The 25955-nt window shown below is 71.8% G+C and carries 21 protein-coding genes, 2 tRNA genes and 1 riboswitch; of the genes, 9 read left to right on the top strand and 14 right to left on the bottom strand.

The window, feature by feature from the left end; all coding sequences use genetic code 11:
- The first annotated feature begins 15 nt into the window (after positions 1-15).
- The 3 genes from lhgO (at position 16) to AQJ84_RS18130 (ending at position 3717) form a co-directional block, all read left to right on the top strand.
- Positions 16-1254, top strand: a complete 1239-nt coding sequence (lhgO, locus tag AQJ84_RS18140; protein ID WP_225877459.1) for an L-2-hydroxyglutarate oxidase — start codon at positions 16-18, stop codon at positions 1252-1254.
- Between the two features lie 197 nt (positions 1255-1451).
- On the top strand, positions 1452-2333 hold the full coding sequence (gene trmB / locus AQJ84_RS18135; RefSeq protein WP_030044880.1) for a tRNA (guanosine(46)-N7)-methyltransferase TrmB: 882 nt from the start codon (positions 1452-1454) through the stop codon (positions 2331-2333).
- A gap of 52 nt (positions 2334-2385) precedes the next feature.
- Positions 2386-3717: a PrsW family intramembrane metalloprotease gene (locus AQJ84_RS18130; protein ID WP_053190413.1), complete on the top strand. Its 1332-nt coding sequence runs from the start codon at positions 2386-2388 to the stop codon at positions 3715-3717.
- A 12-nt stretch (positions 3718-3729) separates the two neighbouring features.
- On the opposite strand, the gene AQJ84_RS18125 is transcribed toward AQJ84_RS18130, so the two are convergent.
- The 5 genes from AQJ84_RS18125 to AQJ84_RS18105 form a co-directional block, all read right to left on the bottom strand.
- A complete protein-coding gene (locus tag AQJ84_RS18125) occupies positions 3730-4680 on the bottom strand; it encodes an aldo/keto reductase (RefSeq protein WP_030044881.1) in 951 nt (316 codons plus the stop codon).
- A gap of 132 nt (positions 4681-4812) precedes the next feature.
- Positions 4813-5844 carry a M23 family metallopeptidase gene (locus tag AQJ84_RS18120; RefSeq protein WP_053190412.1) on the bottom strand — a complete coding sequence of 344 codons (1032 nt, stop codon included), beginning with the start codon at positions 5842-5844 and terminating at the stop codon, positions 4813-4815.
- An 11-nt stretch (positions 5845-5855) separates the two neighbouring features.
- Positions 5856-6012, bottom strand: a riboswitch (cyclic di-AMP (ydaO/yuaA leader).
- A 245-nt stretch (positions 6013-6257) separates the two neighbouring features.
- Positions 6258-7382: a PP2C family protein-serine/threonine phosphatase gene (locus AQJ84_RS18115; RefSeq protein WP_374934815.1), complete on the bottom strand. Its 1125-nt coding sequence runs from the start codon at positions 7380-7382 to the stop codon at positions 6258-6260.
- Positions 7383-7522: 140 nt separating this feature from the next.
- Positions 7523-7596, bottom strand: a tRNA-Met gene (locus AQJ84_RS18110).
- A 283-nt stretch (positions 7597-7879) separates the two neighbouring features.
- Positions 7880-9010, bottom strand: coding sequence for a dihydrofolate reductase family protein (locus AQJ84_RS18105; RefSeq protein ID WP_030043803.1), 1131 nt, complete (start codon positions 9008-9010; stop codon positions 7880-7882).
- Positions 9011-9082: 72 nt separating this feature from the next.
- On the opposite strand from AQJ84_RS18105, the gene AQJ84_RS18100 reads away from it, so the two are divergent.
- Complete coding sequence (locus tag AQJ84_RS18100) at positions 9083-9595, top strand: MarR family winged helix-turn-helix transcriptional regulator (protein ID WP_030043804.1); 513 nt, start codon at positions 9083-9085, stop codon at positions 9593-9595.
- A gap of 183 nt (positions 9596-9778) precedes the next feature.
- A complete protein-coding gene (locus tag AQJ84_RS18095) occupies positions 9779-10420 on the top strand; it encodes a GTP cyclohydrolase II (RefSeq protein WP_030043805.1) in 642 nt (213 codons plus the stop codon).
- An 84-nt stretch (positions 10421-10504) separates the two neighbouring features.
- Here the strand turns inward: AQJ84_RS18095 and AQJ84_RS18090 are convergent, their stop codons facing one another.
- Positions 10505-11155, bottom strand: coding sequence for a response regulator (locus AQJ84_RS18090; protein ID WP_030043806.1), 651 nt, complete (start codon positions 11153-11155; stop codon positions 10505-10507).
- Positions 11143-12354: a sensor histidine kinase gene (locus AQJ84_RS18085; RefSeq protein WP_053192838.1), complete on the bottom strand. Its 1212-nt coding sequence runs from the start codon at positions 12352-12354 to the stop codon at positions 11143-11145. Before AQJ84_RS18085 ends, AQJ84_RS18090 begins: the two co-directional genes overlap by 13 nt.
- A 253-nt stretch (positions 12355-12607) precedes the next feature.
- Between AQJ84_RS18085 and AQJ84_RS18080 the strand changes: the two genes are divergently transcribed.
- Together AQJ84_RS18080 and AQJ84_RS18075 are read left to right on the top strand one after the other, a co-directional pair.
- Positions 12608-14713 carry a glycoside hydrolase domain-containing protein gene (locus AQJ84_RS18080; RefSeq protein ID WP_030043809.1) on the top strand — a complete coding sequence of 702 codons (2106 nt, stop codon included), beginning with the start codon at positions 12608-12610 and terminating at the stop codon, positions 14711-14713.
- 41 nt (positions 14714-14754) lie between these two features.
- Positions 14755-15453, top strand: coding sequence for a M15 family metallopeptidase (locus AQJ84_RS18075; RefSeq protein WP_053192840.1), 699 nt, complete (start codon positions 14755-14757; stop codon positions 15451-15453).
- A gap of 71 nt (positions 15454-15524) precedes the next feature.
- Here the strand turns inward: AQJ84_RS18075 and AQJ84_RS18070 are convergent, their stop codons facing one another.
- A complete protein-coding gene (locus tag AQJ84_RS18070) occupies positions 15525-15872 on the bottom strand; it encodes a hypothetical protein (protein ID WP_037804157.1) in 348 nt (115 codons plus the stop codon).
- A 311-nt stretch (positions 15873-16183) separates the two neighbouring features.
- On the opposite strand from AQJ84_RS18070, the gene AQJ84_RS18065 reads away from it, so the two are divergent.
- Positions 16184-16675, top strand: a complete 492-nt coding sequence (locus AQJ84_RS18065) for a DUF5994 family protein (protein WP_220450768.1) — start codon at positions 16184-16186, stop codon at positions 16673-16675.
- 34 nt (positions 16676-16709) lie between these two features.
- On the opposite strand, the gene AQJ84_RS18060 is transcribed toward AQJ84_RS18065, so the two are convergent.
- The 6 genes from AQJ84_RS18060 to AQJ84_RS18035 all read right to left on the bottom strand — a co-directional run bounded on the left by AQJ84_RS18060 (position 16710) and on the right by AQJ84_RS18035 (position 24231).
- A tRNA-Lys gene (locus AQJ84_RS18060) sits at positions 16710-16782 on the bottom strand.
- Between the two features lie 119 nt (positions 16783-16901).
- Complete coding sequence (locus tag AQJ84_RS18055; protein ID WP_030043813.1) at positions 16902-18446, bottom strand: amino acid permease; 1545 nt, start codon at positions 18444-18446, stop codon at positions 16902-16904.
- 48 nt (positions 18447-18494) lie between these two features.
- The gene (locus AQJ84_RS18050; RefSeq protein WP_030043814.1) at positions 18495-20606 is read right to left on the bottom strand and encodes an FG-GAP repeat domain-containing protein; all 2112 of its coding nucleotides are present in this window, start codon (positions 20604-20606) and stop codon (positions 18495-18497) included.
- A gap of 230 nt (positions 20607-20836) precedes the next feature.
- Positions 20837-22966 (bottom strand): DEAD/DEAH box helicase, encoded by a 2130-nt coding sequence (locus AQJ84_RS18045; protein WP_053192841.1) that lies wholly within the window; start codon positions 22964-22966, stop codon positions 20837-20839.
- A gap of 246 nt (positions 22967-23212) precedes the next feature.
- On the bottom strand, positions 23213-23749 hold the full coding sequence (locus AQJ84_RS18040; protein ID WP_030043817.1) for a hypothetical protein: 537 nt from the start codon (positions 23747-23749) through the stop codon (positions 23213-23215).
- Positions 23750-23880: 131 nt separating this feature from the next.
- The gene (locus AQJ84_RS18035; protein ID WP_030043818.1) at positions 23881-24231 is read right to left on the bottom strand and encodes a metallopeptidase family protein; all 351 of its coding nucleotides are present in this window, start codon (positions 24229-24231) and stop codon (positions 23881-23883) included.
- Between the two features lie 84 nt (positions 24232-24315).
- On the opposite strand from AQJ84_RS18035, the gene AQJ84_RS18030 reads away from it, so the two are divergent.
- Positions 24316-25899, top strand: coding sequence for a metallophosphoesterase family protein (locus AQJ84_RS18030; RefSeq protein WP_053192843.1), 1584 nt, complete (start codon positions 24316-24318; stop codon positions 25897-25899).
- Positions 25900-25955: the final 56 nt, after the last annotated feature.

The following is a 25955-nucleotide window of genomic DNA, read 5'->3' as shown; positions in this document are numbered from 1 at the left end:
GTTGTCAGTGGCGCAGTGCACTATCGAAGCCGGGAGGTGGTGCAGGTGCGGGAGAGCGCGTACGACTGTGACGTGCTGGTGGTCGGCGGCGGGATCGTCGGCCTGTCCACGGCGTATGCGATCACGCGTGCCGCACCGGGCACACGGGTGACGGTGCTGGAGAAGGAGCGGGGCCCGGCCCGGCACCAGACAGGGCGCAACAGCGGGGTGATCCACAGCGGGATCTACTACCGGCCCGGCTCGCTCAAGGCGCGCTACGCCGTGCGGGGCGCCGCCGAGATGATCAAGTTCTGCGCGGAGTACGACATCCCGCACGACGTCACCGGCAAGCTGATCGTCGCGACCGACCGGGCCGAGCTGCCCCGTCTGCACGCGCTCGTGCAGCGCGGCCGGGAGAACGGCATCGCGGTGCGGGAACTGGGCACCGCCCAGATCGCGGAGTACGAGCCGGAGGTGCGCGGGCTCGCCGCGATACACGTGGGGACGACCGGCGTCTGCGACTTCGGCGCGGTCGCCCGCCGGCTGGCCGAGGCGTCGGGGGCGGAGATCCGGTACGGGGCCCGGGTCGTCCAGGTGGACCGGCGGCCGCAGCTCGGGGTGGCCGTGCGCACGGCGGGTGGGGACGTCGTGCGGGGGCGGGTGCTGGTGAACTGCGCGGGGCTGTACTGCGACGAGGTCGCGCGGATGACGGGTGACGAGCCGGACATGCGGATCGTGCCGTTCCGCGGGGAGTACTACACGCTGGCGCGGCCCGAACTGGTGCGGGGACTGGTGTATCCGGTGCCGGACCCGGCGTTCCCCTTCCTCGGGGTGCACCTCACACGCGGGATCGACGGGGGCGTGCACATCGGCCCCAACGCGGTCCCGGCGCTGGCCCGGGAGGGGTACGGCTGGGGTGTGGTGAGACCGCGAGAGGTGGTACGGACCCTGGAGTGGCCGGGGGCATGGCGAATGGCCCGCCGGCACTGGCGGTACGGCGCGGGGGAGCTGCGACGGTCGGTGTCGAAGGGGGCGTTCGTCGACGCGGTGCGAAGGCTGCTGCCGGCGGTGGAGGAGGAGGACCTGATCCCCGCCCCGGCCGGCGTGCGGGCGCAGGCGGTACTTCGGGACGGGGTACTGGTGGACGACTTCCTGATCCGGGAGGGGGCCCGGGCCGTCCACGTACTGAACGCGCCCTCACCCGCGGCGACGGCCTCCCTGCCGGTGGGCCGGGAGGTGGCACGGCGAGCGCTGGCGGTACTGGGCTCGGTGTGACACCGCCGAGGAGTGGGCGGCCGCACGACCGCCGTCCGCCGGCCCGGCAGGCCTCGCCGCGGCCGCCGGACGGCCGCAGCGGTGATGGCCGCCTCGCCCCGGCCGCCGGACGGCCGGCAGCGGTGACGCACGCCTCGCTCCCGTCCGACGCGACGAGAAGCTGGCCGTCCGCTTCTGGCCGTAAAATCGGAAGCACTGTGTCTGACTCCCTCAACGCTTCCGAGACCCACCGAGCCGCCGAACCCTCCCCCGAGCCCGGCGAGCACACCCCCCACGTCCCCGGTGTCTCCATCCGGCATGCCCGGGCCAAGGGGGAGCCGCGTTTCCCGGACGGGCCCAGCGCCGATCCGGCGGGTTCGCACTTCGAGCGGCGGATCCGGAGTTTCCAGCCTCGGCGCAGTCGGGTGACGGCCGGGCAGGCGGACGCGTTGCAGCGGTTGTGGTCCCAGTGGGGGCTCGACATCGACGGGCAGCGCGTCATCGACCTCACCGACATGTTCGGGAACGACCATCCGGTCGTCCTGGAGATCGGGTTCGGCATGGGAGAGGCCACCGCCCAGATGGCCGGCGCCGACCCGGACACCAACATCCTCGCCGTGGACGTCCACACACCCGGCCAGGGCAACCTGCTCAACCTCGCCGATCAGAACGGACTGTCCAACGTCCGCGTCGCCAACGGGGACGCCATCATCCTGCTGCGCGAGATGCTCACCCCGGACTCCCTCGCCGGGCTGCGCGTGTACTTCCCCGATCCCTGGCCGAAGAAGCGGCACCACAAGCGGCGGCTGATCCAGCCCGAGTTCCTCGACCTCGCCGCGACCCGGCTCGGGCCGGGGGCGCTCGTGCACTGCGCGACGGACTGGGAGCCGTACGCGGAACAGATGCTCGAGGTGCTCACGGCACACCCCGGCTTCGAGAACACGCAGCCCAAGGGCGGTTTCGCGCCGCGTCCCGAGTTCCGGCCGCTGACTCGTTTCGAGGGCCAGGGACTGGAGAAGGGACATGTCGTGAACGACCTGCTCTTCCGTCGCGTAGAGCACTCCGTACAGCACAAGGACCAGCCCCCCACCGGCGCCTGAACCCCCCTCTCCGTCCTGCGGGCGCCGCCTCAGCCTCGTTAGGGTCAATGCCGTGGCCACCGTTCCTCCGTACCCGACGCACACCGGTGATCCGACCGGCGCCGCACTGCGGCACGCTCACTGGTGGCAGCGCAGATGGGTGCGTTACGGCGCGCTGAGCACGCTGCTCGCGCTCTCCGGGCTGGTCATCCTCGCCCTGGTCCGCGAGCAGACGGGCACGGAGGGGTTCCTGGTCGGGCTCGGGCTCGCCGTCCTGCCGGTGCCGCTGCTCATAGCCGCGTTCCGGTGGCTCGACCGCGTCGAGCCCGGCCCCTGGCGCAACCTGCTGTTCGCCTTCGCCTGGGGCGCCTGCGCGGCGGCACTGATAGCGATCATCGCCAACAGCTTCGCGACCAGATGGATAGCGACGGCCACCGCGGACCCCTCCAGCGCGGACACCCTGGGCGCCACGGTCATAGCGCCGGTCGTGGAGGAGTCGGCCAAGGCCGCGGCCGTCTTACTGGTCTTCCTCTTCCGGCGACGCGAGTTCACGGGGATCGTCGACGGGGTGGTGATCGCCGGGGTCACCGCCACGGGATTCGCCTTCACCGAGAACATCCTCTACCTCGGCACCGCCTTCGGCACCGACCAGCTGACCGGCGACAGCGGAATCGCCTCCGTCACCGCGGCGACCTTCTTCGTGCGGATCGTCATGTCGCCGTTCGCGCACCCCCTCTTCACCGTCCTCACCGGCATCGGCTTCGGCATCTCCGCGCTGTGCGCACGGCGCCAGCACGTGTGGCGCGTCCTGCTGCCGCTGTCGGGCCTGCTGCTCGCGATGGGCATGCACGCGATCTGGAACGGCTCGTCGACGTTCGGCGAGTACGGGTTCTTCGCCGTCTACGCGACGCTCATGGTGCCCGCCTTCGGGCTGCTGACCTGGCTCGTCATCTGGACCCGGCAGCGGGAGCTGAGGACCGTACGCGAGGAGCTGCCCGCGTACGGCGTGGCGGGCTGGCTGACGCCGGCCGAGCCGTACGCGCTCGGCTCGATGCGGGCCCGCAGGATCGCCCGGGACTACGCCCGGCGGCACTACGGGCGCCCCGCGGCCCGGGCGGTGGCCCAGTACGAGGCGTACGCGACCTCACTGGCGTTCCTGCGGCACCGGGCGCGCCGGGGGCGGGCGGAGGCGGACTTCCTCCTCCGGGAGCGCGAGTTGCTGGCCGAGCTGTGGCGGCGCCGGAACGTGGCGCGTCCCGCGCTCGACCACGCGGCGAGGATGACCGCACCACCGGTGGCGGTGACCGCGCCGCCGTGGCCGATCTACGGGGTGTACGGGTATCCGGCGACGGCGCCCGCGTACCCCGCGGTGCCCTTTCCCGCGTACAACCCGTACCGCTCGTAGCGGGCCCCGAGGTCAGGCCGAGGCCTCCGCCAGGCGGGCGAGGTCGCTCTCCGTCAGGGTGAGGTCCGCCACCCCCATCAGGGCCGGGAGCTGTTCGGGCGTGCGGGCGGAGGCGATCGGCGCCGCCACCGTCGGCTGGGCGGCGAGCCAGGCCAGGGCGGTGGTGGCGACCGGCGCGTCGTGGGACCGGGCGATCTCGTCGAGTGCGGTGAGGACCTTCAGGCCGCGCTCGGTCTCCAGGTGCTTCGCGGCGCCGCCCGCCCGCGCGCTGTCGACGGTCGTGCCGGGCCGGTACTTGCCGGTGAGGAAGCCGGACGCGAGCGCGAAGTACGGGACGGCGGCGAGGCCGGAGCGCTCGGCCAGGTCCTGCAGTTCACCCTCGTAGGTGTCGCGGGAGACCAGGTTGTAGTGGGGCTGGAGGGCGACGTACCGTGCCAGGCCCTCGCGGTCGGAGAAGGCGAGGGACTGCTCCAGGCGCTGTGCGGAGATGTTGGACGCGGCGATGTGCCGCACCTTGCCCGCCCTCACCAGCTCGTCGAGCGCGCCGATGATCTCCTCCACCGGCACTTCCGGCTTGTCGAAGTGGGTGTAGTAGAGGTCGATGTAGTCGGTGTCGAGGCGGCGCAGGGACGCGTCGGCGGCGGCCTTGATGTTGGCGGCGGTCAGCCCCGGGTACCCGGGGTGCTGGCTCACCTTGGTCGCGATGACCACGTCCGCACGGTTGCCGCGCGCCTTGGCCCACTTGCCGATGAGGGTCTCGGACTCGCCGCCCTGGTTGCCGTCGACCCACGCCGAGTAGGAGTCGGCGGTGTCGATGAAGTTTCCGCCCGCGGCGGTGTACGCGTCGAGGACGGCGAAGGAGGCGGCCTCGTCGGTGGTCCAGCCGAACACGTTGCCGCCGAGGGAGAGCGGGAAGACCTCCAGATCCGAGGTCCCGAGCTTGCGAAGCGAAGGAGAAGTCATGCTTCTCGTCAACGACCCCGCCGGAGCCCGGCATTCCGGCGACGCCCGCAAAATCCCCGTAAACACCGGACCGGCAGCCCTGACGTCGAGGGGGTGTCGTCAGGACCGCCGGGGATCAGAGGTCGGTGGGTCTCAGAGGGTGAGGCCCTTGCCCCGCAGCCAGGCCGCCGGGTCGATACCGGAGTTCGAACCGCCGGTGTGGACCTCGAGGTGCAGATGCGCGCCGGTCACGTTGCCGGTCGCGCCCACGCGGCCGATGACGTCACCGGTGGCGACCTTCTGGCCGACGCTGACGCTGATCGAGGACTGGTGGGCGTACCAGATCTCCGTGCCGTCATCGAGGGTGAGGACGGTCTTGTAGCCGTACGAACCGTCCCAGCCGGCCTGCGTGATGGTGCCGGTGTGGACCGCCTTGATGAGCGTGCCCGTGGGAGCGGCGAAGTCGAGGCCCGTGTGGTAGCCGGAGGACCACAGGGAGCCGGCCTGACCGAAGGTGGAGGTGAGGGTGTACGAGGAGGTCGGCAGCGCGTACTGCTTGGCCAGCTCGGCCAGACGCTCGGCCTCGGCCTTCTTCTTGGCCTCCGCCTCCGCCTTCTCCTTGGCGGCGGCGGCCTTGGCCTCCGCCTCCTTCTCCGCCTTGGCGACCGCCGCGGCGGCCTGCTTCTCGGCGGCGGCCGCGGCCTCGGCGACGGCCTTGCTCTCGATCTGGTCCTGCTGCTGCTCGGCCTGCGCCATGATCCGGGTGCGCAGTGCCTCGCCGGCGTCGGAGGCGCTCTCCTCGGTGTCCGCGGAGGCCGCGCCGACGCTGCTGAGCGCGGTGGCGGTGTCCTCGGGCTCGTCGGAGTCGTCCGAGATGAGGGAGCCCACGTTGGGCAGGTCCGGCATGGAGATCGACACCGGCGGCTTGCCGGTCTGCGCGCTGGCCATACCGCCCGCGCCGACGGCGGCTATGACACCGACACCGAGAACGGTGGAACTGCGGGCGAGTCCGCCACGCTGCTTGGCGACACGGTGCCGGCCGCGAACGGGTCGGATGGACTCCTCGGTGGGATTCCACTCCGTCCAGGGGCCCTCGTCGGTGCGGTAGCTGCCGTAGCCGAAGGTCTCGCTGTCACGCTGGCCCGGCACGAACGGGGCTTCTGGGGCAGGCGGGTTGGACGCCACGTGGGCGTGCTCCTTTCCTTCCTTATCGCCTACCGGGTTAGCTGACGGGTTCGGAGCAGGAAGGTCTCCTACGCGCGTATACCGACCGTGAGTTCACGGTGGCATCCGCGCGATTCACCCCAATGTGGTGGTTCCCCGGTTCCTTGCAGGATTCGGCGCGTGAGCACGGAGCCGCCTCTTGTGACGGCTGGGACGACCGCGCTGCGTTATCGAACGTTAATAGACGCGGGGCCTCGTTTCCAAGCTGTTCCACTTGATCGTTAACGAAACCCGCCTGGACTAACGGGCCATGACCGGCGAAAAACGGGCGAGTTGACCGGACCTCGGTCGCCTCACAGCTATTGACGGTGTGTCAGTTGTTATGCGGAGGGCGCTCGCGCGATCACGTCTGGTGACATAGGACGTAACCGAAGTCACTTTCTCCGTACGGCGAGCAGCGCCATGTCGTCCGTCATGCCGCCGCCGGAGTGCCGGCGCACCTCCTCCGAGAGGGTTCGCAGCAGCGTGCCGGGGTCGGGGAAGACGCGCCCTTCGAGCCGCGCCCCGGGGTCGTAGAACTCCCCGTGCGCGTCCCGTGCCTCGGACAGCCCGTCGGTGTGCAGCAGCAGCGTGGCCCCGCCCGGGAAGCCGGTCTCCTCGGCCCGGTCGGGCCAGGTGCCGAGGTCGCCCATGCCGAGCGGCAGCGCGGGGTCCCGGGCGAACAGGGAACGCACGGTGCCGTCGGCGTGCAGCAGGAGCGGCGAGGGGTGCCCGCGGTTGAGGATCCGTACGATCCCGTCGCCGTGCGGGAGTTCGGCCAGGACGGCCGTGGTGAAGTCCTCGTGCGCCTCGATGACGCCCCGGCGGGTGCCCTCGCGCGCCAGCGCCCTCTCCAGCCGCTGTGCGACCGCCTCCAGGGTCGCCTCCTGCTCGGCGGCCTCCCGGAAGGCGCCGATGACGACGGCGACGGCCGCCACCGCCCCCATCCCCTTGCCACGCACGTCACCGACGATGAGCCGGACGCCGTAGGGGGTGTCCTGCACCGCGTACAGGTCGCCGCCGATGTAGGCGTCCGCCTGCGCCGCCTCGTAACGGGCCGCGATGTCGAACCCGCCGATCCGCCCCTCGGGCCGGGGCAGCACGGCGCGCTGGGCGGCCTCGGCGATCCCACGCGCGGAGGCGAGGCGCTGGTCCCCCCGGCGTACGACACGGTTGATGAGGGCGGCCAGCACGGCGACGGTGGCCACGGTGACCACGTCGGTGGCGGTGTCCGCGTCCGGGGCGAAGTTGAACCGGGCGTGGACCGCGTAGGTGGCGAGCAGCGCCACCGCCCCGACGCCGACGGTGCCGCCCAGCGAGTACACCGGCGCGGCGACGAGCGGGGCGGCGGTGAAGAAGGGGATCGCGGTGAAGGCACGGGGGGTGAGGCCCTCGTAGAGGACCCCGCCGACGACCAGCAGGCCGGGCAGGATCTGCAGAAGGACCCGCAGCCCGAGGATCCGGCGACCTTCGGCGACGGGATCGCGATCCCCCGCCCCCTCCCCGCCGGACCACGTCACCACACCAGCTCCTGTTCACGGCCACACCCGTCGTCCAGGATTCCCGGTGAGGCGGCCGGTGGCGAGCGGTGAGGGCCGATGGGATGACCGGAACGCACCGAGGGCCGGAACCCTTTCGGATTCCGGCCCTCGGCCTTCAGTAGCGGGGACAGGATTTGAACCTGCGACCTCTGGGTTATGAGCCCAGCGAGCTACCGAGCTGCTCCACCCCGCGTCGTTGTGTCTCTACTGTACGCCATCCGCAGCACAGAAGTCACACCCGCTCCATCCGCCCGGATTGCCCGCATTTGCCCGCGCACGGCGGCAAGGGGACGTGTCGGGGGGTGTCCGCCCGCAGCGGTTGTCGCGTCAACACGGCCACCCCTGTGACCGACCGATTCCGCGACGTTCCGAGGACGGACACCCCCCGACACGGCCCCGACCCACCCCCGAACCCAAGGCGCGACGCGCACCCCCACTCCCCCGCACAGGCCGCCGCAGGCACCATCCACGAGACGTCACCGCACCAGATGCCGATTGGGCGCCATCGCCCGCCCCTCGAACTCCGCGAGAACCACGACCTCGGCCCCTCCCCCGGCCAGAACCCCGCTCCCGTCGGCCCCCGCCACGAACGTGTCCGGCTCACGCCAGGCCGTCACCACCCGCCGCACCCCCGCCGCCAGGATCAACCGCGCGCAGGGCGAGGGCCGGGACGCGCGGCGGGCGCACGGCTCCAGGCTGCTGTACACCGTCGCGGAGGCCAGCCGGGGATCACCCGGCGTGATCTTCGCGAGGGCCGCCTCCTCGGCGTGCACGACGGGGTCGTCACCCTCGCGGGAGTGACCGCGCGCCAGCTCCGTACCGTCGGCCGCCACCACGACCGCCCCCACGCTGAACGCCGTGCGGGAGGGCGGACAGGCCGCGGCCAGTTCGCAGGCGAGGGCGAGCCAGTGGTGGTCGGCGGCGGAGGGAAGCGGGCCACTGCCGGGCGCCGTGGGCTCGTAGCGCATCAGGACGACGTCTCCGACCGGCCGGGTCTCCACAAGGCGGAGGCGCCCACCCTGGTAGGGACCGGGACCGAACAGCCGGGGCGCGCCGGGCTCCCCGACGAAGAGCGGGGCGAGCACCAGTTGGAGCTCGTCGGCCAGGCCCTGCCGCAGCAGTTGGGTGTGGATCTGGCCGCCGCCCTCCACCATGAGTCGCCGGACCCCGCGGACGTCGTGCAGATGGGTGAGCAGTTGCCGCCAGTCGAGTTCGGCGCCCAGCGGGACCACGTCCGCGGCCAGTCCCACCGCACGGGCCCGCTCCGCGCCCTTCTCCGTCGTGTAGACGACCTTCTCGCCCCCCGTGTGCCAGAAGTTGGCCTCGGGGTCGAGGTCGCCGGAGCCGCTGACGGTGACCTTGAGCGGATACTCGGGCCGGCCCGCGGCCACCCGGTCGGCCCTGCGCACGGGCGAGTTGACCAGCAGCCGGGGGTTGTCGGCCCGGATCGTGCCCGCTCCGACCAGGATCGCGTCGACGGAGGCGCGTACCTCGTCGACGCGGTCGAAGTCGGCCGGGCCGGAGAGCAGCAGGCGTTCGGGGCCGGTGTCGTCCAGGTAGCCGTCGAGGGAGACCGCGGCGGAGAGGAGGACGTACGGGTGAGGCATCGGTGCGGTCCCTCTCGAAGGCGGCGGCACGGCGGTCTTGGTTCAAGTTTGAAGCAAACTTACACTGGGGGCATGACGACTCGCTGGCTCACGCCGAAGGAGCAGCGCGCCTGGCGCGCGTACATCGCCGCGACGCAGCTCCTGGAGGACGCGATCGACCGGCAGCTCCAGCAGGAGGCCGGCATGCCGCACCTCTACTACTCCATTCTGGCCAACCTCTCCGAGGCACCCGAACACCGGCTGCGCATGACCGACCTCGCCGAGAAGGTGAAGATCACCCGCAGCCGGCTGACGTACGCGGTGACGCGCCTGGAGAAGGACGGCCTGCTGCGGCGCGAGGACTGCCGCTGGGACAAGCGCGGAAGCGTGGCGGCGCTGACGGACGAGGGCATGACGGTCCTGGAACACACGGCGCCGGGCCACGTCGAGACGGTCCGCGCCGCCCTCTTCGACCGGCTCACCGACGAGCAGGTGGGGCAACTGGAGGAGATCTGCGCCGGGATCGCACAGGGCCTCCAGGGCGACGACGCCGGGTCCGCGCCGGAGGACGTCCCGTGGCGTCGGCGGTCCTCACCCTGTTCGTGAGCCGCGCCACAAACACGTTGCTTCAACTTTAAAGCATGGGGTAGGGTCCCCACTCATGGAGCTGCTTCAAATCTGAAACAAGCAGGGCAGCCCCACACACCACCACAGCCCGGCCCGTCCCGCCGACCACGAACCACGGACGACGGACCACGGACCAGGCCCCCCGGACCCGGGAGACCCCATATGCCCGACTTCCCCGCCGCCACCCCGCGCTCCCGAGTCCGGGTCCCGCTGCGCTTCCACGACGGCTACAGCGTCGACACCGAACTGGTCACCTTCCACGGGCTGGCCGACGGCCAGGAGCACGTGGCCGTCGTCCTCGGCGACCCGGCACCCGGCACCGCCCCCCTCGTCCGGCTGCACTCCGAGTGCCTGACCGGCGACGTCTTCGGCTCGGCCCGCTGCGACTGCGGCCCCCAGCTGCGCGAGGCGGTCGAGCGCATCGCCGAGCGCGGCGGCGTCCTGCTGTACCTCCGCCAGGAGGGCCGCGGCATCGGCCTGTACAACAAGCTCGACGCGTACGCCCTCCAGGACCAGGGCCTCGACACCTACGCCGCCAACACCGCGCTGGGCCTGCCCGAGGACGACCGCGACTACACGGCGGCCGCCCAGATGCTCGAAGCCCTCGGGGTCACGAGCCTCGACCTGCTGTCCAACAACCCGGACAAGGCAGGGCAGTTGCGCGACCTCGGCATCCACGTCCGAGACCGTGTCCCCACCGGCGTCTTCACCACCGCGCACAACGTCCGGTACCTGCGCGCGAAGGTCCTGCAGACCCAGCACACCCTTCCGCTGGGCGAGCTGACGGGCCTTCACGCGGTGTGACGCCGCAGCCCACCCCGCCAACCCGCTCGCCCCGCCCGTCACCCGGCCGTACGGGGCGACGACGGGCGCCCCTCCGTCACTGCGTCACTGCGGGGTGTGCGCCAGGTACGCCAGTACGGCGAGCACCCGGCGGTGCCCGCTGTCACTCGGCGGCAGCCCCAGCTTCAGGAACACGTTCCCGATGTGCTTGCTGACCGCCCGTTCCGTGACGACGAGGGTCTTCGCGATCGTCGCGTTGTCGTGCCCCTCGGCCATCAGTTTCAGCACCTCCCGCTCGCGCGGGGTGAGCGAGTCCAGCGGGGTGTCCCGGCGCCGGACCAGCAGTTCGGTCACCACCTCCGGGTCAAGGGCCGTACCACCCCCCGCCACCCGCTCCAGGGCATCGAGGAACTCGTCCACCCGCCCCACCCGGTCCTTCAGCAGATAGCCGACCCCGCTGCTCCCGGCGCCCAGCAGCTCCGCGGCGTACGACTCCTCGACGTACTGCGAGAGCACCAGCACCGGCAGCCCCGGGATCTCCCTCCGGGCGTCCAGGGCCGCGCGCAGTCCCTCGTCACGGAAGCCGGGCGGCATCCGCACGTCCAGCACCGCCACGTCCGGCCGGTGCTCCAGCAGTGCGGGCAGGACCTCGGGCCCCGACCCGACGACGGCGGCGACCTCGTGCCCGGCGGACGTCAACAGGAGCACCAGGCCCTCCCGAAGGAGGGCGTTGTCCTCGGCAATCACCACACGCACGGCAGCTCCACCTCGATCACGGTCGGCCCCCCGACGGGGCTCATGATGTCGAACGTCCCGTCGAGCGCCGCGACCCGCCTGCGCATGCCGAGCAGTCCGGAGCCGGCGGACTCGTCGGCGCCGCCGCGGCCCTCGTCGCGCACCCGCACCGTGAGGCCGCGCCGGGTGCGGCCGAGGCGGACCTCGGCCCGCGTGGCACCGCTGTACTTGGCGACGTTGGTCAGCGACTCCGCGACGACGAAGTAGGCGGCGGCCTCCACGGCCGCGGGCGCCCGTACACCCTCCGCCAGGCCGCCCTCCACCGGGCCGCCCTCCGCCAGGCCGCGCTCCGCCGGGCCGCGCTCCGCCAGGCCGCCGTCGTCGACGATCACGGCCAGACCGCTGCTCGCGGCCAGCGCCCGCACCGCGCCGACCAGCCCCCGGTCGGTGAGGATCGGCGGGTGGATGGCGCGTACGACGTGCCGCAGCTCCGTGAGCGCGAGTTCGGCCTGGTCCTGCGCGTCGTCCAGCAGCTTGCGCGCGGCCACGGGATCACGGTCGTAGGCACGCTTGGCGAGCCCGATCCGCATCGACAGGGCGACCAGCCGCGCCTGCGCGCCGTCGTGCAGGTCCCGTTCGATGCGGCGCAGCTCGGCGCCGTGCGCGGCGATGGCGTCCGCCCGGGTCTCCTTCAGCTCCTCCACCCGCGCGGCGAGCCGCGCCTTCGGGGACGGGCTGAGCAGCGACGTCGACCAGCCGGCCTCGAGATCCGCGAGCCGCACGATCAGCGGCAGCACGACGGCGGGTCGCCGCAGCAGCCCGCACCACACCCCGTCGACGGCCAGGCCCAGGGGCCACAGCGGCAGCGCGAGGAGGAACAGGGCGCCGTAGAAGTAGTAGGCGAGCATCCAGAGCAGGTCGGTGTGCGTGCCGGGATCCCGCACGGCGATCCGCAGCCGCTCCCGCAGCGTGCCGGTGATGTTCCGGTACGCCTCGGGGATCCGCCGCCCCGTCCACGCGGCGGTCAGCCCCCGTTTGGCGCCGGCGATCCGCCGGACCAGCATCACCGTCTCGGGCAGCAGCCACGCCCCGACCACCGCGAGCGTACCGATGGCCGTGATGAGCAGGACGGTGATGAAAAGCCACACCCCGAACGCCATCGCGGCGGCCACGAACAGGTGCACGGTGGCCCACGCGGCCCGCTGGACCGTTTTCCACATGCCGCAAAACTAGAGGACGGGGCCGGGACCGTCGGGTGGGCAGGCACCCGGGTGGGGGTGTAGCAGGCTCCACCACGGCCGTGCCCGGCGGCGGCGACGGTTCGCGCGGGTGACGAAGAACCGTCCGGGACATGGAGATTGCGAATGTTCGGAGATCATCCGGAGGAGACCGGCCGGTAGCAGAAAGCGCCTACCCCACCCGTGATGTCGCTGCTGTTTCCTTACACCACCCCCCGTGAAAGGAAACCTGTCCATGTCCGACGAGAAGGTGCTGCGCGCCCAGAGATTCGTCAACAGCACCTACGGCGACGTACCGGGCATCACCAGGGTCGAGGAGACCGGCGTGGTGGACTGGCCGACCCTGTACGCGCTGACCCGCGCCCTGCAGTACGAGCTGGGCATCACCGCCCTCTCGGACAACTTCGGGCCCACCACGCTGTCCACACTGACCACCAAGTGGCCCTCGATCGACGCGGGTTCGACGGTCCCGGCCAACGTCATACGCATCCTCCAGGCCGCCCTGTGCTGCAAGGGCTACGACAGTGGTGACCTCGACGGGACCTTCGGCGCCCGGGTGGCCGCGGCCGTGCGGGAGGTCAAGGCGGACTCGGGCCTGGACGGGCCGTATCCCGGGGACGCCGTGGTGCCCAAGCTGTTCAAGGCACTGCTGAACATGGACGCGTACACCCTCCGGGACGGCGGCAACGAGACCGTCCGCGCGGCGCAGCGCTGGATGAACGCCTCATACGTCGGCCGGGCGAGCTTCTTCGTCATCGCCTGTGACGGCAGCTACTCGCGGGACGTGCAGCGGGCGCTGCTGTTCGCCGTGCAGTACGAGACCGGCATGACGGACGACGTCGCCAACGGCGTCTTCGGTCCCGGCACCCAGGCCGGGCTGAGGTCCGCCACGCTGTCGGTGGGGTCGACCGGCGCGTGGGTGCGGCTGTTCTCGGCCGCGATGGCCTTCAACCGGCGCCGCGGGGTCGCCTTCACCGACACCTTCGACTCGGGGCTGGCCGTCCGGGTGAGCGTCTTCCAGCAGTTCGTGCGGCTCCCCGTCACGGGCAAGGGCGACTTCGCCACCTGGGCGTCCCTGCTGGTGTCCACCGGGGACACCAGCCGCGCGGGCACCGCGGCCGACTGTTCCACCGAGGTCACGGCCGCCCGGGCCAGGTCGCTGGCGGACGCCGGGTACCAGGTGGTCGGGCGCTATCTGTCCAACGTGCCCGGCACCACCCTCGACAAGATGATCAAGCCGGGCGAGCTCAGGGTCATGGCCGCCGCCGGGCTGAGCTGCTTCCCGATCTACCAGACCAACGGCGCCGCCGCGAGCTACTTCACCGCCGAGCAGGGCACCGCGGACGCCGCCGACGCCCTGTACTGGGCCCGCTACCACGGCTTCCGGCCCGGCACCCGCGTCTACTTCGCGGTCGACTACGACGCCGTGGACAGCGAGGTCACCACGGGCGTCCTGCCCTACTTCCGCGCGCTCAAGGCCGCGATCGACGCCGACGGCGCGGGCTACCGGACCGGCATCTACGGCCCGCGCGCGGTGTGCGCGCGCATCGGCGCCGAGGGACTGACGTCCGCGAGCTTCGTCTCCGACATGTCCACCGCCTACACCGGCAACGTGTCCGCGCCGCTCCCCGAGGACTGGGCGTTCGACCAGATCGCCACGATCAGTGTGGGCAGCGGCGACGGCGCCATCGAGATCGACAAGAACATCGCCTCGGGCCGGGACCGCGGCCAGATCTCCTACGACCCGCCGGCCGCCGCGACCGACCCGGACGTCCGCTTCGACACGGCACGGCGGACCGCGGCCCTGACGGACGTACGCACCTACCTGCTCTCGTGCGGTCTGCCGGAACACGGACCCGGCGACCCGACCCCCACCTCCACGACGGTGACCTCCACCGCGGACAGCACCACGGCCGCCTTCGACGCGCTCATCACGTACGACGCCGTCCTGACCGACCTGGCCCGCACCCTGCGGATGCGCAAGGCCCTGATCGCGGCGCGCGTGCTGTGGTCGGCCCGGACCGGAACGGCGATCCCCCCGAAGACGGCCATCGCCGCCCGCAACCACTGCGTACGGCAGCGCATCCTCCGCGGCCCGATCCTCGACGCCGGCGACCCTGCGGACGTCCGCGCCGTCGAGCGGAAGCTGGGCGACGACGCCAAGTTCGCCATCAACACCACCGCGTACGCCCTCATCACGACCGCCCACGACCTGGGGCTGCCGCGCCCGGGCCTCGCGGACACCCCGCGCAGCACCCACCGGCTCCTGGGAGACCCGGCGCTGCTGGGCCTCTACCAGGTCCTGGAGAAGCACTACGCCCCCCTGCGCACGGCCCGCTAGCGGACACCGCCGGCCCTCACGGAAGAAAGCAGAACACCCCCATGGCAGCAACACGACGGCACTTCCTGCGCTCGGCGGTCACCACGGCGGTCGCGGCCGGAACGGTCACCGCCACGACGGCCACCGCGGCGACAGCGGCCACCTCGTCCGCGTCCTCGTCGGCGTCCTCGTCGGCGTCCTCCGGCCGGGTCTCGGAGAACGGCTGGCCGATCTCCGCCGCCCCCGACGACGGCGGCAGCGTCTGGACCCGCCCGGTCCCCGGCACCGGCTTCGGGGTCGAGGTGGCGATCGGGGACGTGGAGACGATCCTCGTGCACGTGGTCCGGCGCTTCCACTACGAGATCGAGGCCCTGCGCCCCGGTGACGTGATCGGCTACCGGACGCCCTCGACGACGAAGGGCTATGAGACGAACCACGCGTCGGGCACCGCCATCGACATCCGCCCGGACTGCTACCCGGCGGGCGTGCGGGGCGGTTTCTTCGCGCCCCAGCTGGCGGTGGTCCGCGACCTCCTCGCCGACTGCGAGGGCGTGGTGAGGTGGGGCGGCGACTTCACGACCCCCGACGAGTCCCACTTCCAGATCGACGTCCCGCCCGCCTCGCCGGAGGTGAAGCGCGTCGCCGACAAGCTCCGCTCCTGGAACGCCACCCCCGGCGACGGCGCCGGCGTCACCCGCGACCCGCAGGACACCGACCGCCGGTCCGCGGCCCGGGCACTGCAGCGCAGGCAGGTGGCGTAGGAGGGGCGTGGCGTGGCGTGGCGCCAGGCCGTCCCGGCGGGAGACGAGCCCTGGCGTCCGCCACACCGATCTCAGAGGCGGAGCAGCTTCTGGGTGATCTCCCGGTACTGCCTCAGCGCGAGGTGGAGTTCGGCGGACTGCGTATCGGGGTCCTTGCCCTGCCAGCCCTCGTGAAGGGTACGCCGCTGTTCGGCGAGGGCCTCCACGAGCTGGGCGGCGGCCTCGTCGAAGGCGGCCTCGGCCTCCTCCAGTGACTCACGCGGAGCGTCGGAGAACGTGTTGACGGCCCGTCCCAGGCGCCGGACGATCTTGTCCCGCTCGTCCGACGGGAACAGCGCGGCCGGGCCGGGGGCACGGCGTCCCGCGGCGCCGGAGGGCTCGTGCGCGGGCTGCTGGGCGCGTGTCTGGTCGTACATCATCAAGTGCCGCTTTCCTGAGCGTCGTACCCGTGTCAACGCGATGCCGCTGCCGGGCGGACGCGGTTGCCACACGGGCGGGAGTACGGTGGAGGAGACGAGGGACTTTCGCATACCGGAACTCGGGCCGGCCCCGCACCGCCCCCTCGTGTTCGAGATGTCGTGTTTCCAGTAAGTCCACTGGACCACATTCCTTCCACAGCACGCCACCCGTCTCATGGGCACCCCGTGACGGTGCGCGGCGGTGGGCGGCGGCCCCGCGCCGCGCCTGACACCGACCACCCACCTCCGTACGGCAGTTGGCAGGAGCCTCGATGACCACCGCCCCGCAGCCCCCGCTTCCCTCACACCCCCTCCTGCGCCTGCGCCTGGCCCCTCACGGCGGCATGCGCCGTGCCGTCGACGGGGCGTGGTGGCCCCGTTCGAACGACCTGCTCACCGAACTCCCCCGGCTCCTCGCCGGGTTGCCACGCGAGTGGGGCCACATCACCAGCGTCACCGTCAACGGCGCGACGTGGCCAGCGGTACCCGGCCGGATGCTCGTCTCCAACCAGGTCGTACGGCTGCACCGGACTCTCGCGGCATCCGCCACGCACACCATCGTCCTGCTCTCGCCCGGTCAGGGGCACCGGGACCTGCTGGTCGTGCCGCCGGACACGACCGCGAAGGCCGCGGAACCGCTGATGACGGCCGCGGCCGCGGCCGGTCGGCAGGCTGCGGGCACCTCGACGCACACCTCGCTCACGCACGGCCCCGAAAACGCGGCGGCGTCCGGGTCGACCGAAGCCGACCCGGACGCCGCGTAGCAGGTCAGAGGCTGTGTCCCCCGCCTGTCACCGGTAGGCCCTGTGGGACTCGAACCCACAACCAATGGATTAAAAGTCCACTGCTCTGCCAATTGAGCTAAGGGCCCACGCGTTGTTGCGTGATGTTGCCACCCCGAGCATAGCCGGAGGAGGCCGTGTCTCCGATCGGGTATCGGGGACACGGCCGTGCCGACGGGGGACAGCGGGCTGCTTCGGGCCCGGAGTGTCAGGGATCGACCGGTTCGGGGGCGTTCACACGAGCCGCCGCGAGGGCCCGCGTCCGCTCGTGCTCGGGGTTGAGGAACCAGTGCCGGGCCGACGCCAGCCACCAGGTCGCGGCGAAACCGAGGACCACCAGGACGGCGATCGGGGCGTAGTTGAAGGTCTCCCAGGTGACGGGCGAGACCTGCGGCAGCATGAACAGCACCGTGATCACGCCGACCCACGCCACCGCGACCACACCGATCGCCCGCGACCAGCGGCCCAGGTGCCACGGCCCCCGCTGGAAGGCCTCACCCTTCCGCAGCCGCAGCAGCGTCGGGATGACGTACGCGATGTACAGGCCGATCACGGCGATCGAGGTCACCGCCGCGTAGGCGGTCACGTTGATCAGGTAGGGCAGACCGAGCACCAGCGCGCCGCCGGCCGCCAGCCACACCGCCGCCACGGGTGTCCGGGTGCGCGGGCTCACCGTGTGCCACAGGTGGGAGAAGGGCAGCGCGCCGTCGCGTGAGAAGGCGTAGATCATGCGGCTGTTGGCCGTCACGGAGGCCATGCCGCAGAACAGCTGCGCCCCGATCACGACCAGCAGCAGCAGTTTGCCCGCCGTCGCGCCCAGGGCGTCCAGCAGGATCTGGGCCGGCGGCGCCCCGGTCGACGAGCCGAGGGCACCGTCGTACGACTGGATCGCGAAGGTGAAGCCGAGCAGCAGGACGAAGCCCGCGATCCACGACGTCCAGATGGACTGGACGATCCCCTTCGGGCCGGCCGTCGACGCGTCGTGCGTCTCCTCCGTCATGTGGGCGGAGGCGTCGTAGCCGGTGAAGGTGTACTGGGCCATCAGCAGGCCGAGCAGGACGACGTACACCCCGCTGCCCCAGCCCGTGTTGTTCACGAACTCGCCGAAGACGAAGGACGCGGACTGGTGGTGGTCCGGCACGAAGGTCAGGGCGCCGACGATCACCGCCACGCCCACCACGTGCCACCACACGCTCACGCTGTTGAGCAGCCCGACGATCCGGACCCCGAAGGTGTTCAGCAGGCCGTGCAGGATCAGGATGCCCGCGAACAGCAAAACCGTACGGCCCGGCGTCACCTCGAAGTCGAACTGGAGGTTCAGGTAGGCGCCGAGGAAGGACGCCGCGCCGAAGTCGATGCCCGCGGTCACCGCGACCTGGCCGAGGACGTTGAACCAGCCCGTGAACCACGCCCACGCGGCGGCGGTCCGGGACGGCGCCAGGCGGTGCGCCCAGAAGTAGAGGCCCGCCGAGGTCGGGTACGCCGAGCAGATCTCGGCCATCGACAGACCGACGAAGAGGGTCATCAGGCCCACGGCCACCCAGCCCCAGGTGATCACCGCCGGGCCGCCCGTGTTCATGCCGAACAGGTACAGCGTCAGACAGCCCGACAGGACCGAGATGATGGTGAAGGAGACCGCGTAGTTGGAGAACGCCGACATGCGGCGGGCGAGAACCTGCGTGTAACCGAGCTGGGCCAGCCGTTCCTCGTCCGAGAGGTCCGAGTGCCCACTCGCTGTGCCGTCATCTGTCATGCCCCCAGCAATTCCCACACCGGGGGCGTGACACACGTCACAACTTGGCTAGAAAAGGCCCTTGTAGCCGCTCCAGCCGCTCGCGATCTTCACCCGTCCGGCGAACGACCCCTTGCCGTTGCCGGTGTTGCGGTAGAGGTTGCCCGCGGTGTCCCGCGACACCAGGTCGTTCCTGCCGTCGCCGGTGATGTCACCGACGCCCACGACCGCGTTGTACGAGGCGCCCCAGTCCGCGAAGACCTTCACCCGCTCCTTCAACAGGCCGGTGCCGGTGCCGTCGTAACGCCACAGCGTCCCCGCCTTGTCGCGGGCCAGCACGTCCCCGACGCCGTCGCCGGTCAGGTCGCCCGCTCCGACGACCTTCGTGTAGCCGGTCCAGGCGGAACGGATCTTCACGCCCGCCTTGAGCTTGCCGGTACCGGTGTTGGCGAACAGGTACACGTCCCCGGTCGACGCCTTGCGCGCCAGCAGGTCGACGCGGCCGTCACCGGTCAGATCACCGGGCGCGGTGAGCACGTTGTACGCGTTCCAGCCCGTGCCGAGCGAGGTGTGGCTGCTCGACGGGGCGTAGGAGGAGGCGCCGCACTTGCCGGCGTACCGGCGCAGTTCGCCGCTCGGCACGCGCACCAGCATCTCGGCGCACCGGTCGCTGCCCATGTCGCCGAAGGGAACCGCGACCGAGCCCGCGGGCCAGCCGGACGCCGACAGCTTGTTGGCGCCGAAGGTGCCCTTGCCGTCGGTGTAGTGCAGGGTCAGGCCACCCGAGGAGTTGAGCGTGGCCAGCTCGCCGAAGCTGTAGCCGCCCTGGTCGTGGTGGCCCTGGCGGGCACCGGTGAGCCCGATGCTGCCGCTCGTGCCGTACGTGCCGCCGCCCTCGGTCGCGGTGGCGGTCAGGGTCCAGGTGTAGCGCCCGTTGTAGGCGTACGTCCCCGCGTCCGTCTGTCCGCTCCAGATCACCTCGGCCTCGGTACCGGTGCCGGTGGCGTGGTAGACGGCCCGGCCGGCGGAGTCCTTCACCGCGAAGGTCCAGGCGGCCGGCTTGCTGAGCTGCCAGGTGCTGCCCCAGTAGGAGGACCTGGCCTCCACGTACTCGTCGCCCACCTCGGACTCGATCTTCACCAGCGACTGCGAGGGCACCCCACTCTGCACGACGTGCACGGTCCGGGCCGCGTCCAGGTAGGCGATGTCCCCGCCGAACTTGTCCACGGCCCAGGTCTGGCGCCGCTGGTCGGCGGTGCGCCCGGCGGGCAGGTCGGCGATCTCGCGCGGCGCGGCCGCCGTACCGGTGTGGAAGTCGGTCAGCAGCAGCTTCCCGGCGCTCCGGTCGTGCCGGACCAGGTAGCCGTCACCGACCAGCGCGGCACCGGACGGCACGGAGATCTTCTTCTTCGCCGTACGGTCGTACACGCCCGCCGCGCCCGTGGCCCCGCAGTTCCAGTAGACCCAGCGGCCCACCACCTGCAGTTCCTTGACCGTGCAGGGCGCGCCGGTGGCGAGCGTCTCGACGGTCTTCTTCTGTTCCAGGTCGTACGCGGTGACCGCCCCGGCGCCGGATCCCGGCGTGTACAGCCGCGCACCCCAGACGGAGGCCGCGGAGGCGGTGCGGGTCAGCCGCACGTCCTGGCTGCGCATCGTCTGCACGGAGTCGACGTACTGCTTGCCGGTGGAGGCCGCCTCGTAGACGTAGTAGCGGCCGGTGACGTCCACGAACCGGCCGCCGGTGACGGAGGGTTCGGCGCTTCCGTGGTAGCTGTTCGGGCTCAGCCAGATCTGGGCGCGCTCGTTGCCGTCCTCGTTGACGAGGAAGTAGCCGACGTCGCCGTTGCCGGCCGCGCGCAGCGGCACGCAGGACCCGGCGTCGCACGCGACCCGCTGCGCGTGGGCGCCGGTCGCGAAGGTGCCCGCGAAGCCGCGCCGGCTCAGCTCGCCCACGGTCGAACCGTCGGCGGAGACCTCCCGGTCGGTGACGAACTGCTCGCCGTTGGGGGCGGTCTCCACCGTGGTGAGGACGCCGCCTTCGTAGTCGAGGCCCCAGACACCGCCGGTGGCGAGGGGCATGGGCGTGGTGTCCGCGGCAGCGAGGCCCGCGGTGGTGAGCGAGCCGGCGCCGACGGCGGCCAGGCTCAGCAGAGTGAGTGCGATCCGGACACGCCGGGTCAAGGGTCCCTCCCCAGGGAAAGTGAGAAAGGCATGGCGGTCGGCCGCGTCGGTGTTCCCCCCGGGCACGCACCCCCATGCAAGCCCTGGGATGTTAACAACCGCCCCAAAGGTTCCGGTAGTCGACGGCCGCCCCTGGGAAAGCCTTTACTGCGGCCGCTGCCTGCGCCACTCGGGAACGCCGAAGGGCCCGTACGACGGAGTCGTACGGGCCCTTCTCAAATCACTCGGCGTCAGCCGTTGCGCTTCCAGCGCGGCTTGTCGTCGCGGCGGCCGAAGGATCCGGTGCCGGTGCCGGTGCTGCCGCCACGGTGGTCGTCACGACGACCGGAGGGACGGTCGTGCGACGCACCGGAACGGAAGCCCGGGCGGTCGCCCTGGCGGTCGCGGTTGAAGGGGCGGTCGCTGCCACGGTGGCCGCCACGCTCGTCACGACGCTCGAAGGGACGGGCCGGACGGTCGTCGCGGCGGAAGCCGCCGCCACGGTTGTCGTCACGGCGCTCGAAGCCACGGCCGCCGCCACGGTTGTCGTCACGGCGCTCGAAGGAACGGCCACCGCCACGGTTGTCGTCCCGACGGTCGTCACGGCGGAAGCCACCACCACGGTTGTCATCGCGACGCTCGAAGGAACGGCCACCGCCACGGTTGTCGTCCCGACGGTCGTCACGGCGGAAGCCACCACCACGGTTGTCGTCACGGCGGAAACCGCCACCACGGTTGTCGTCCCGACGGTCGTCGCGACGGAAGCCGCCACCACGGTTGTCGTCACGGCGGAAACCGCCACCACGGTTGTCGTCCCGACGGTCGTCACGGCGGAAGCCGCCACGGTCGTTGTCGCGACGCTCGTACGAGCGGCCACCGCGGTCGTCACGGTCGGCCCTGTCGACGTCCTGCGCCGCCGGCTGCTCGGGGACGGACACCTCGGCGGCCGCGGCCACCACCGCCGCCTGCGCCTCGGCCACCGCGGCCTCCGGGTCCTCACCCTGCTCGCGGGCGACCCGGGCGACCAGACGGTCGGCCTCCTCGCGCAGCTCGGTCGCGCGGCGCTGCGCCCGCTCCAGCTCCTTGGTGAGCTGGGCGACCTCACGCTCGGCCTGCTGCGCGGCGTTGCCCGCGGACTCGGCCTGGACCTCGGTCATCGACCGGGCACCGGTGATCTCGGCGACCTCGGGCTCGAAGGCCGTACCGGAGTTGATGATGTGACGCCCGGCGTCGACGCCCGCGTCCTCCATCAGACGGAAGATCTGGCGGCGCTGGTGCGGCAGCGACAGGGACACCACGGTGCCGGTGCGGCCGGCGCGGGCGGTGCGGCCGGCGCGGTGCAGGTAGTCCTTGTGGTCACCGGCCGGGTCCACGTTCAGGACCAGGTCGATGCCGTCGACGTGGATACCGCGGGCGGCGACGTCGGTCGCGACGAGCGCGTTGACGTAGCCCTTCTTGAAGTCCTCGAGCACGCGGGTACGCGCGCCCTGCGTCATACCGCCGTGCAGCGCGTCGGCCTTCACACCGGAGTCGCAGAGCTGCTCGGCGATACGGTCGGCGCCCAGCTGGGTGCGGACGAAGATGATCGTGCGGCCCTTGCGGGAGGCGATCGCGGCGGTGACCGGCGCCTTGTCCTTGGGCTTCACGATGAGGATGTGGTGCGACATGGTCGTGACGTTGCCCTGGGCGCTGTCGACCTCGTGCGTGACCGGGTCGGTCAGGTAGCGCTTGACCAGCGTGGAGATCTCGTTCTCCATCGTGGCCGAGAAGAGCATGCGCTGGCCGCCGCCCGGGATCTGGTCGAGCAGCTCGGTGACCTCGGGCAGGAAGCCCAGGTCGGACATCTGGTCGGCCTCGTCGAGCACGGCGACCTGGACGTTCGCGAGGGAGCAGGCGCCGCGGTTGATGAGGTCGCGCAGCCGGCCCGGGGTGGCGACGAGGACGTCGACGCCGCGCTCCAGGGCGTAGATCTGGTTGCCCATCGACGTGCCGCCGCAGACGACCTTCATCTTCAGGCCGAGGACGTCGCCGTAGGGCTGCAGCGCGTCGGCGACCTGCATGGCGAGCTCACGGGTCGGCGTGAGGATGACAGCGCGCGGCTTGTGCTTCTCGGTGCGACCGCCGGCCAGCGCGGCCAGGGTCGGCAGACCGAAGGAGAGCGTCTTGCCGGAGCCGGTGCGGCCACGGCCGAGGATGTCCTTGCCGGCCAGGGCGTCCGGGATGGTCGCGGCCTGGATCGGGAAGGGGGTGGTCACGCCGTTCTGGGCGAGCTTGCGCACGACGCCCTCGGGGAGACCGAGGCTCGCGAACGTGACCTCGGGAGCGTCCTCGGCTGCCTCGTTCTCGGGCACGACGACGTGATCAGTACTGGAAATGGACATGCGTATGCGAAACCTTCCGGAGTCTCGTCGGCACGCGCCCGTCAACTCCGTGTTTCGCAATACGACCGCCTCTATGCGGTCAGCCACGGTAAGGGGAGAGAACGCGCCACACGGCGCGCTCTGCGTTGGCGCCGGGCAAATGAATCAAACGATCTACCACCATACGCACCCACCCGCCCTCTGGGCAAACCGACCCTCGTTGACGTACGTCACACCGGGCTCTCGGCCCCGGGCGCGCCGGCACGACTACGCCGGGGACCCCGCCTCCGGCGCCGGCTCCCGCTCGCCCAGCTGCGGTCCCGTCTCCGGGTGCGCGGACGACGAGGGCTCGGCCACCGTGGGCTCCGGGGACGGCGAGGCGGGCGGCGGCTCCGAAGGCGTCGGCTGCGGCTCGGCCGTGCGCGTGGGCGTCGGCTCGGGCGCGGTCGGCGCGGGTGGCCCCGGCCTGTCCGGCTCGCCCTTGCCGGGCTCGGCACCCGGCGAGGCCGACGCGCCGGCCTTCCGCGACGGGGACGCGGACGGCGACGCGGACGCCCCCTTGCCCTTGCCCTTCCCCCGCTTGCCGTGCCCGTGCTTGCCGTCCTCGGCCGCCGCACCGAACCCGGCGGCGCCGCCCGGCCCCGCCGCCCCGCCGTCGGGCGCCTCACCGCCCCGCTGTCCGGCGGAGTGGGAGGGCTCGGCGCTCTTGCCACCGTCGTCGTCGCCGACGCTCATGCAGCCGGCGGCAACGGCGACGGCCATGACCGTGGCGGCCAGACGGACGGGTACGTACAAGGGGCGCACGGGCAGCCACCTCCGGGGGAGGGCGTAGAAGTCAACCTGCCCAACTCCCGCCGCCCACAAGAGGACACGCGACCCGCGTCAGAGCGGGGCCAGCCGGCTGCCACCCGCGCCGGCCGGGCCGCACCCGCCCCTCACCCGTATCCGAGCGCGTGCAGCCGGGCGTCGTCGATCCCGAAGTGGTGGGCGATCTCGTGCACCACCGTCACCTCGGTCTCCTCGACGACCTCCTCCCGCGACTGGCACATCCGCAGTGTCGGCCCCCGGTAGATGGTGATCCGGTCCGGCAGCACCCCCGCGTACCACTCCCCGCGATCGGTCAGCGGAGTCCCCTCGTACAGCCCGAGCAGCTCGGGATCGTCCGCCGGGGGTTCGTCCTCGACGAACACCGCGACGTTGTCCATCAGCCGCGTCAACTCCGGCGGAATCCGGTCCAGCGCCTCGGCGACCAGTTCCTCGAACTCCTCGCGCGTCATCTCCAGCACAGGCCCATTGTCGGGTACGCGGCCGCCGTAGGAGAGTCGGAGCGTGCCCGCATATCCGTGCTCGCACTTGGGCATACGGGACCAATGGCTCGCGTCCCCGTCACCGTCCGGAACATGGTGAACCCCTTGCGCAGGACCCCGCGGGGCCTCGCCCGTCACTACCGCGACCGTCGCCCCCACCCCTCCGTCGAGCTCGTCCACCAGCCCCACCCGTGGACCCGCGCTCTGGGACTGGTCACCGTGGTCGTCCTGGGCGCCTGGCTGGGCCTGCTGATCGTCGGCAACGTACGGACCCCGGTCGGCCCCATGAACACGACGATGACCCTGCGTCCGTCCTTCACCGGCGGCACGAAGATCAACGTCTCGCCGCTCGGCGCCCTCCAGTTGGACAGCCACCAGGCCCCGGTCCGCCTGGACGTCAACGTCGACCAGCTCGACCCGGTGCGCTCCCAGGCCCTGGTCGACCACCCCGAACGCCTCTCCGGCCTCCAGGACGAGGTCGCCGAGGACGTCGAGCACGGCACCCTGGACCTGGCCGTACGCTCCTGCGTCGCCGTGGTCTCCGGCGCCACCGCCCTCGGCCTCGCGGTCTACCGCCGCCCCCGCCGCGCCCTCGCGGCCGGCGGCCTCGCGCTCACCCTGCTCGTCGCCTCCGGCGGCACGGCGTACGCCACCTGGAACCCGGAATCGGTCCTCGAACCGAAGTTCTCCGGCCTGCTCTCCTCCGCGCCCTCCCTGGTCGGCAACGCGCGCAGCATCGTCACCGAGTTCGACGTCTACCAGAAGGAGTTGGCGCGCCTGGTGACGAACGTGACGAAGCTGTACGACGCCACCTCCACGCTCCCCGCCTACGCGCCGGACCCGTCCACCATCCGCGTCCTGCACGTCTCGGACATCCATCTGAACCCGGCCAGCTGGCAGATCATCTCCTCGCTGGTGGAGCAGTACGAGGTCGACGTGATCGTCGACTCAGGCGACACGATGGACCACGGCTCGGCGGCGGAGAACGGCTTCCTGGACCCGATCGAGGACCTGGGCGCCCCCTACGTCTGGGTCCGCGGCAACCACGACTCGATGACCACCCAGCGCTACCTCGAAGGCCTCGAGAACGTGCTCGTCCTGGACGACGGCCGGGCCAGGACCGTCGCCGGCCTGCGCTTCGCCGGGATCGGCGACCCCCAGTTCACGCCCGACCGCTCGACCAAGCCCGGTGCCGAGGAGTCCCAGGAGGAGGCGGGCGCCCGCCTGGCCGCCGCCCTGCGCGCGCAGCGGACCGCCGGCAAACCCGTCGACGTCGCCATCGCCCACGAGCCGTCGGCGGCCCGCGGAGTGGACGGCGAGGTCCCGCTGGTCCTGGCCGGCCACGTCCACCACAACGAGATGGAGATCCTGAAGAAGGGCACCCGCCTGCGGATCGAGGGCTCGACCGGTGGCAGCGGCCTGCGCGCGATCGAGGGCAAGTACCCCGACCCCATCGAGGCGTCGATCCTCTACATGGACCGCGACACCCGCCGCCTCCAGGCCTGGGACGAGATCAAACTGGGCGGCCTGGGCCTGACGACGGCCGAGGTCAGCCGCCACCTGGTCGAGGAGAACCAGCCCGGAGCGACCCCGTCCCCCTCGCCCGCCTCCACGGCCCCGACGGCCCCCACTCCCACCGCCCCGTAAACCGTTTTGGCGATCCCTCCCGCCATCCCATATGCTTCTCACGTCCCCGACGCGCT

The sequence above is a fragment of the Streptomyces resistomycificus genome (assembly GCF_001514265.1).
Classification (GTDB): domain Bacteria; phylum Actinomycetota; class Actinomycetes; order Streptomycetales; family Streptomycetaceae; genus Streptomyces; species Streptomyces resistomycificus.
This window is presented reverse-complemented; position numbering and strand designations above follow the sequence as displayed.

Bases quoted from the DNA above. Each gene is read 5' to 3' on its own strand.
- AQJ84_RS18125 (WP_030044881.1), bottom strand. From the start codon at position 4,680: ATGACTTCTCCTTCGCTTCGCAAGCTCGGGACCTCGGATCTGGAGGTC.
- AQJ84_RS18105 (WP_030043803.1), bottom strand. From the start codon at position 9,010: ATGCCTCACCCGTACGTCCTCCTCTCCGCCGCGGTCTCCCTCGACGGC.
- AQJ84_RS18100 (WP_030043804.1), top strand. From the start codon at position 9,083: ATGACGACTCGCTGGCTCACGCCGAAGGAGCAGCGCGCCTGGCGCGCG.
- AQJ84_RS18095 (WP_030043805.1), top strand. From the start codon at position 9,779: ATGCCCGACTTCCCCGCCGCCACCCCGCGCTCCCGAGTCCGGGTCCCG.
- AQJ84_RS18085 (WP_053192838.1), bottom strand. From the start codon at position 12,354: ATGTGGAAAACGGTCCAGCGGGCCGCGTGGGCCACCGTGCACCTGTTC.
- AQJ84_RS18080 (WP_030043809.1), top strand. From the start codon at position 12,608: ATGTCCGACGAGAAGGTGCTGCGCGCCCAGAGATTCGTCAACAGCACC.
- AQJ84_RS18075 (WP_053192840.1), top strand. From the start codon at position 14,755: ATGGCAGCAACACGACGGCACTTCCTGCGCTCGGCGGTCACCACGGCG.
- AQJ84_RS18070 (WP_037804157.1), bottom strand. From the start codon at position 15,872: ATGATGTACGACCAGACACGCGCCCAGCAGCCCGCGCACGAGCCCTCC.
- AQJ84_RS18065 (WP_220450768.1), top strand. From the start codon at position 16,184: ATGACCACCGCCCCGCAGCCCCCGCTTCCCTCACACCCCCTCCTGCGC.
- AQJ84_RS18055 (WP_030043813.1), bottom strand. From the start codon at position 18,446: ATGACAGATGACGGCACAGCGAGTGGGCACTCGGACCTCTCGGACGAG.
- AQJ84_RS18045 (WP_053192841.1), bottom strand. From the start codon at position 22,966: ATGTCCATTTCCAGTACTGATCACGTCGTCGTGCCCGAGAACGAGGCA.
- AQJ84_RS18030 (WP_053192843.1), top strand. From the start codon at position 24,316: ATGGCTCGCGTCCCCGTCACCGTCCGGAACATGGTGAACCCCTTGCGC.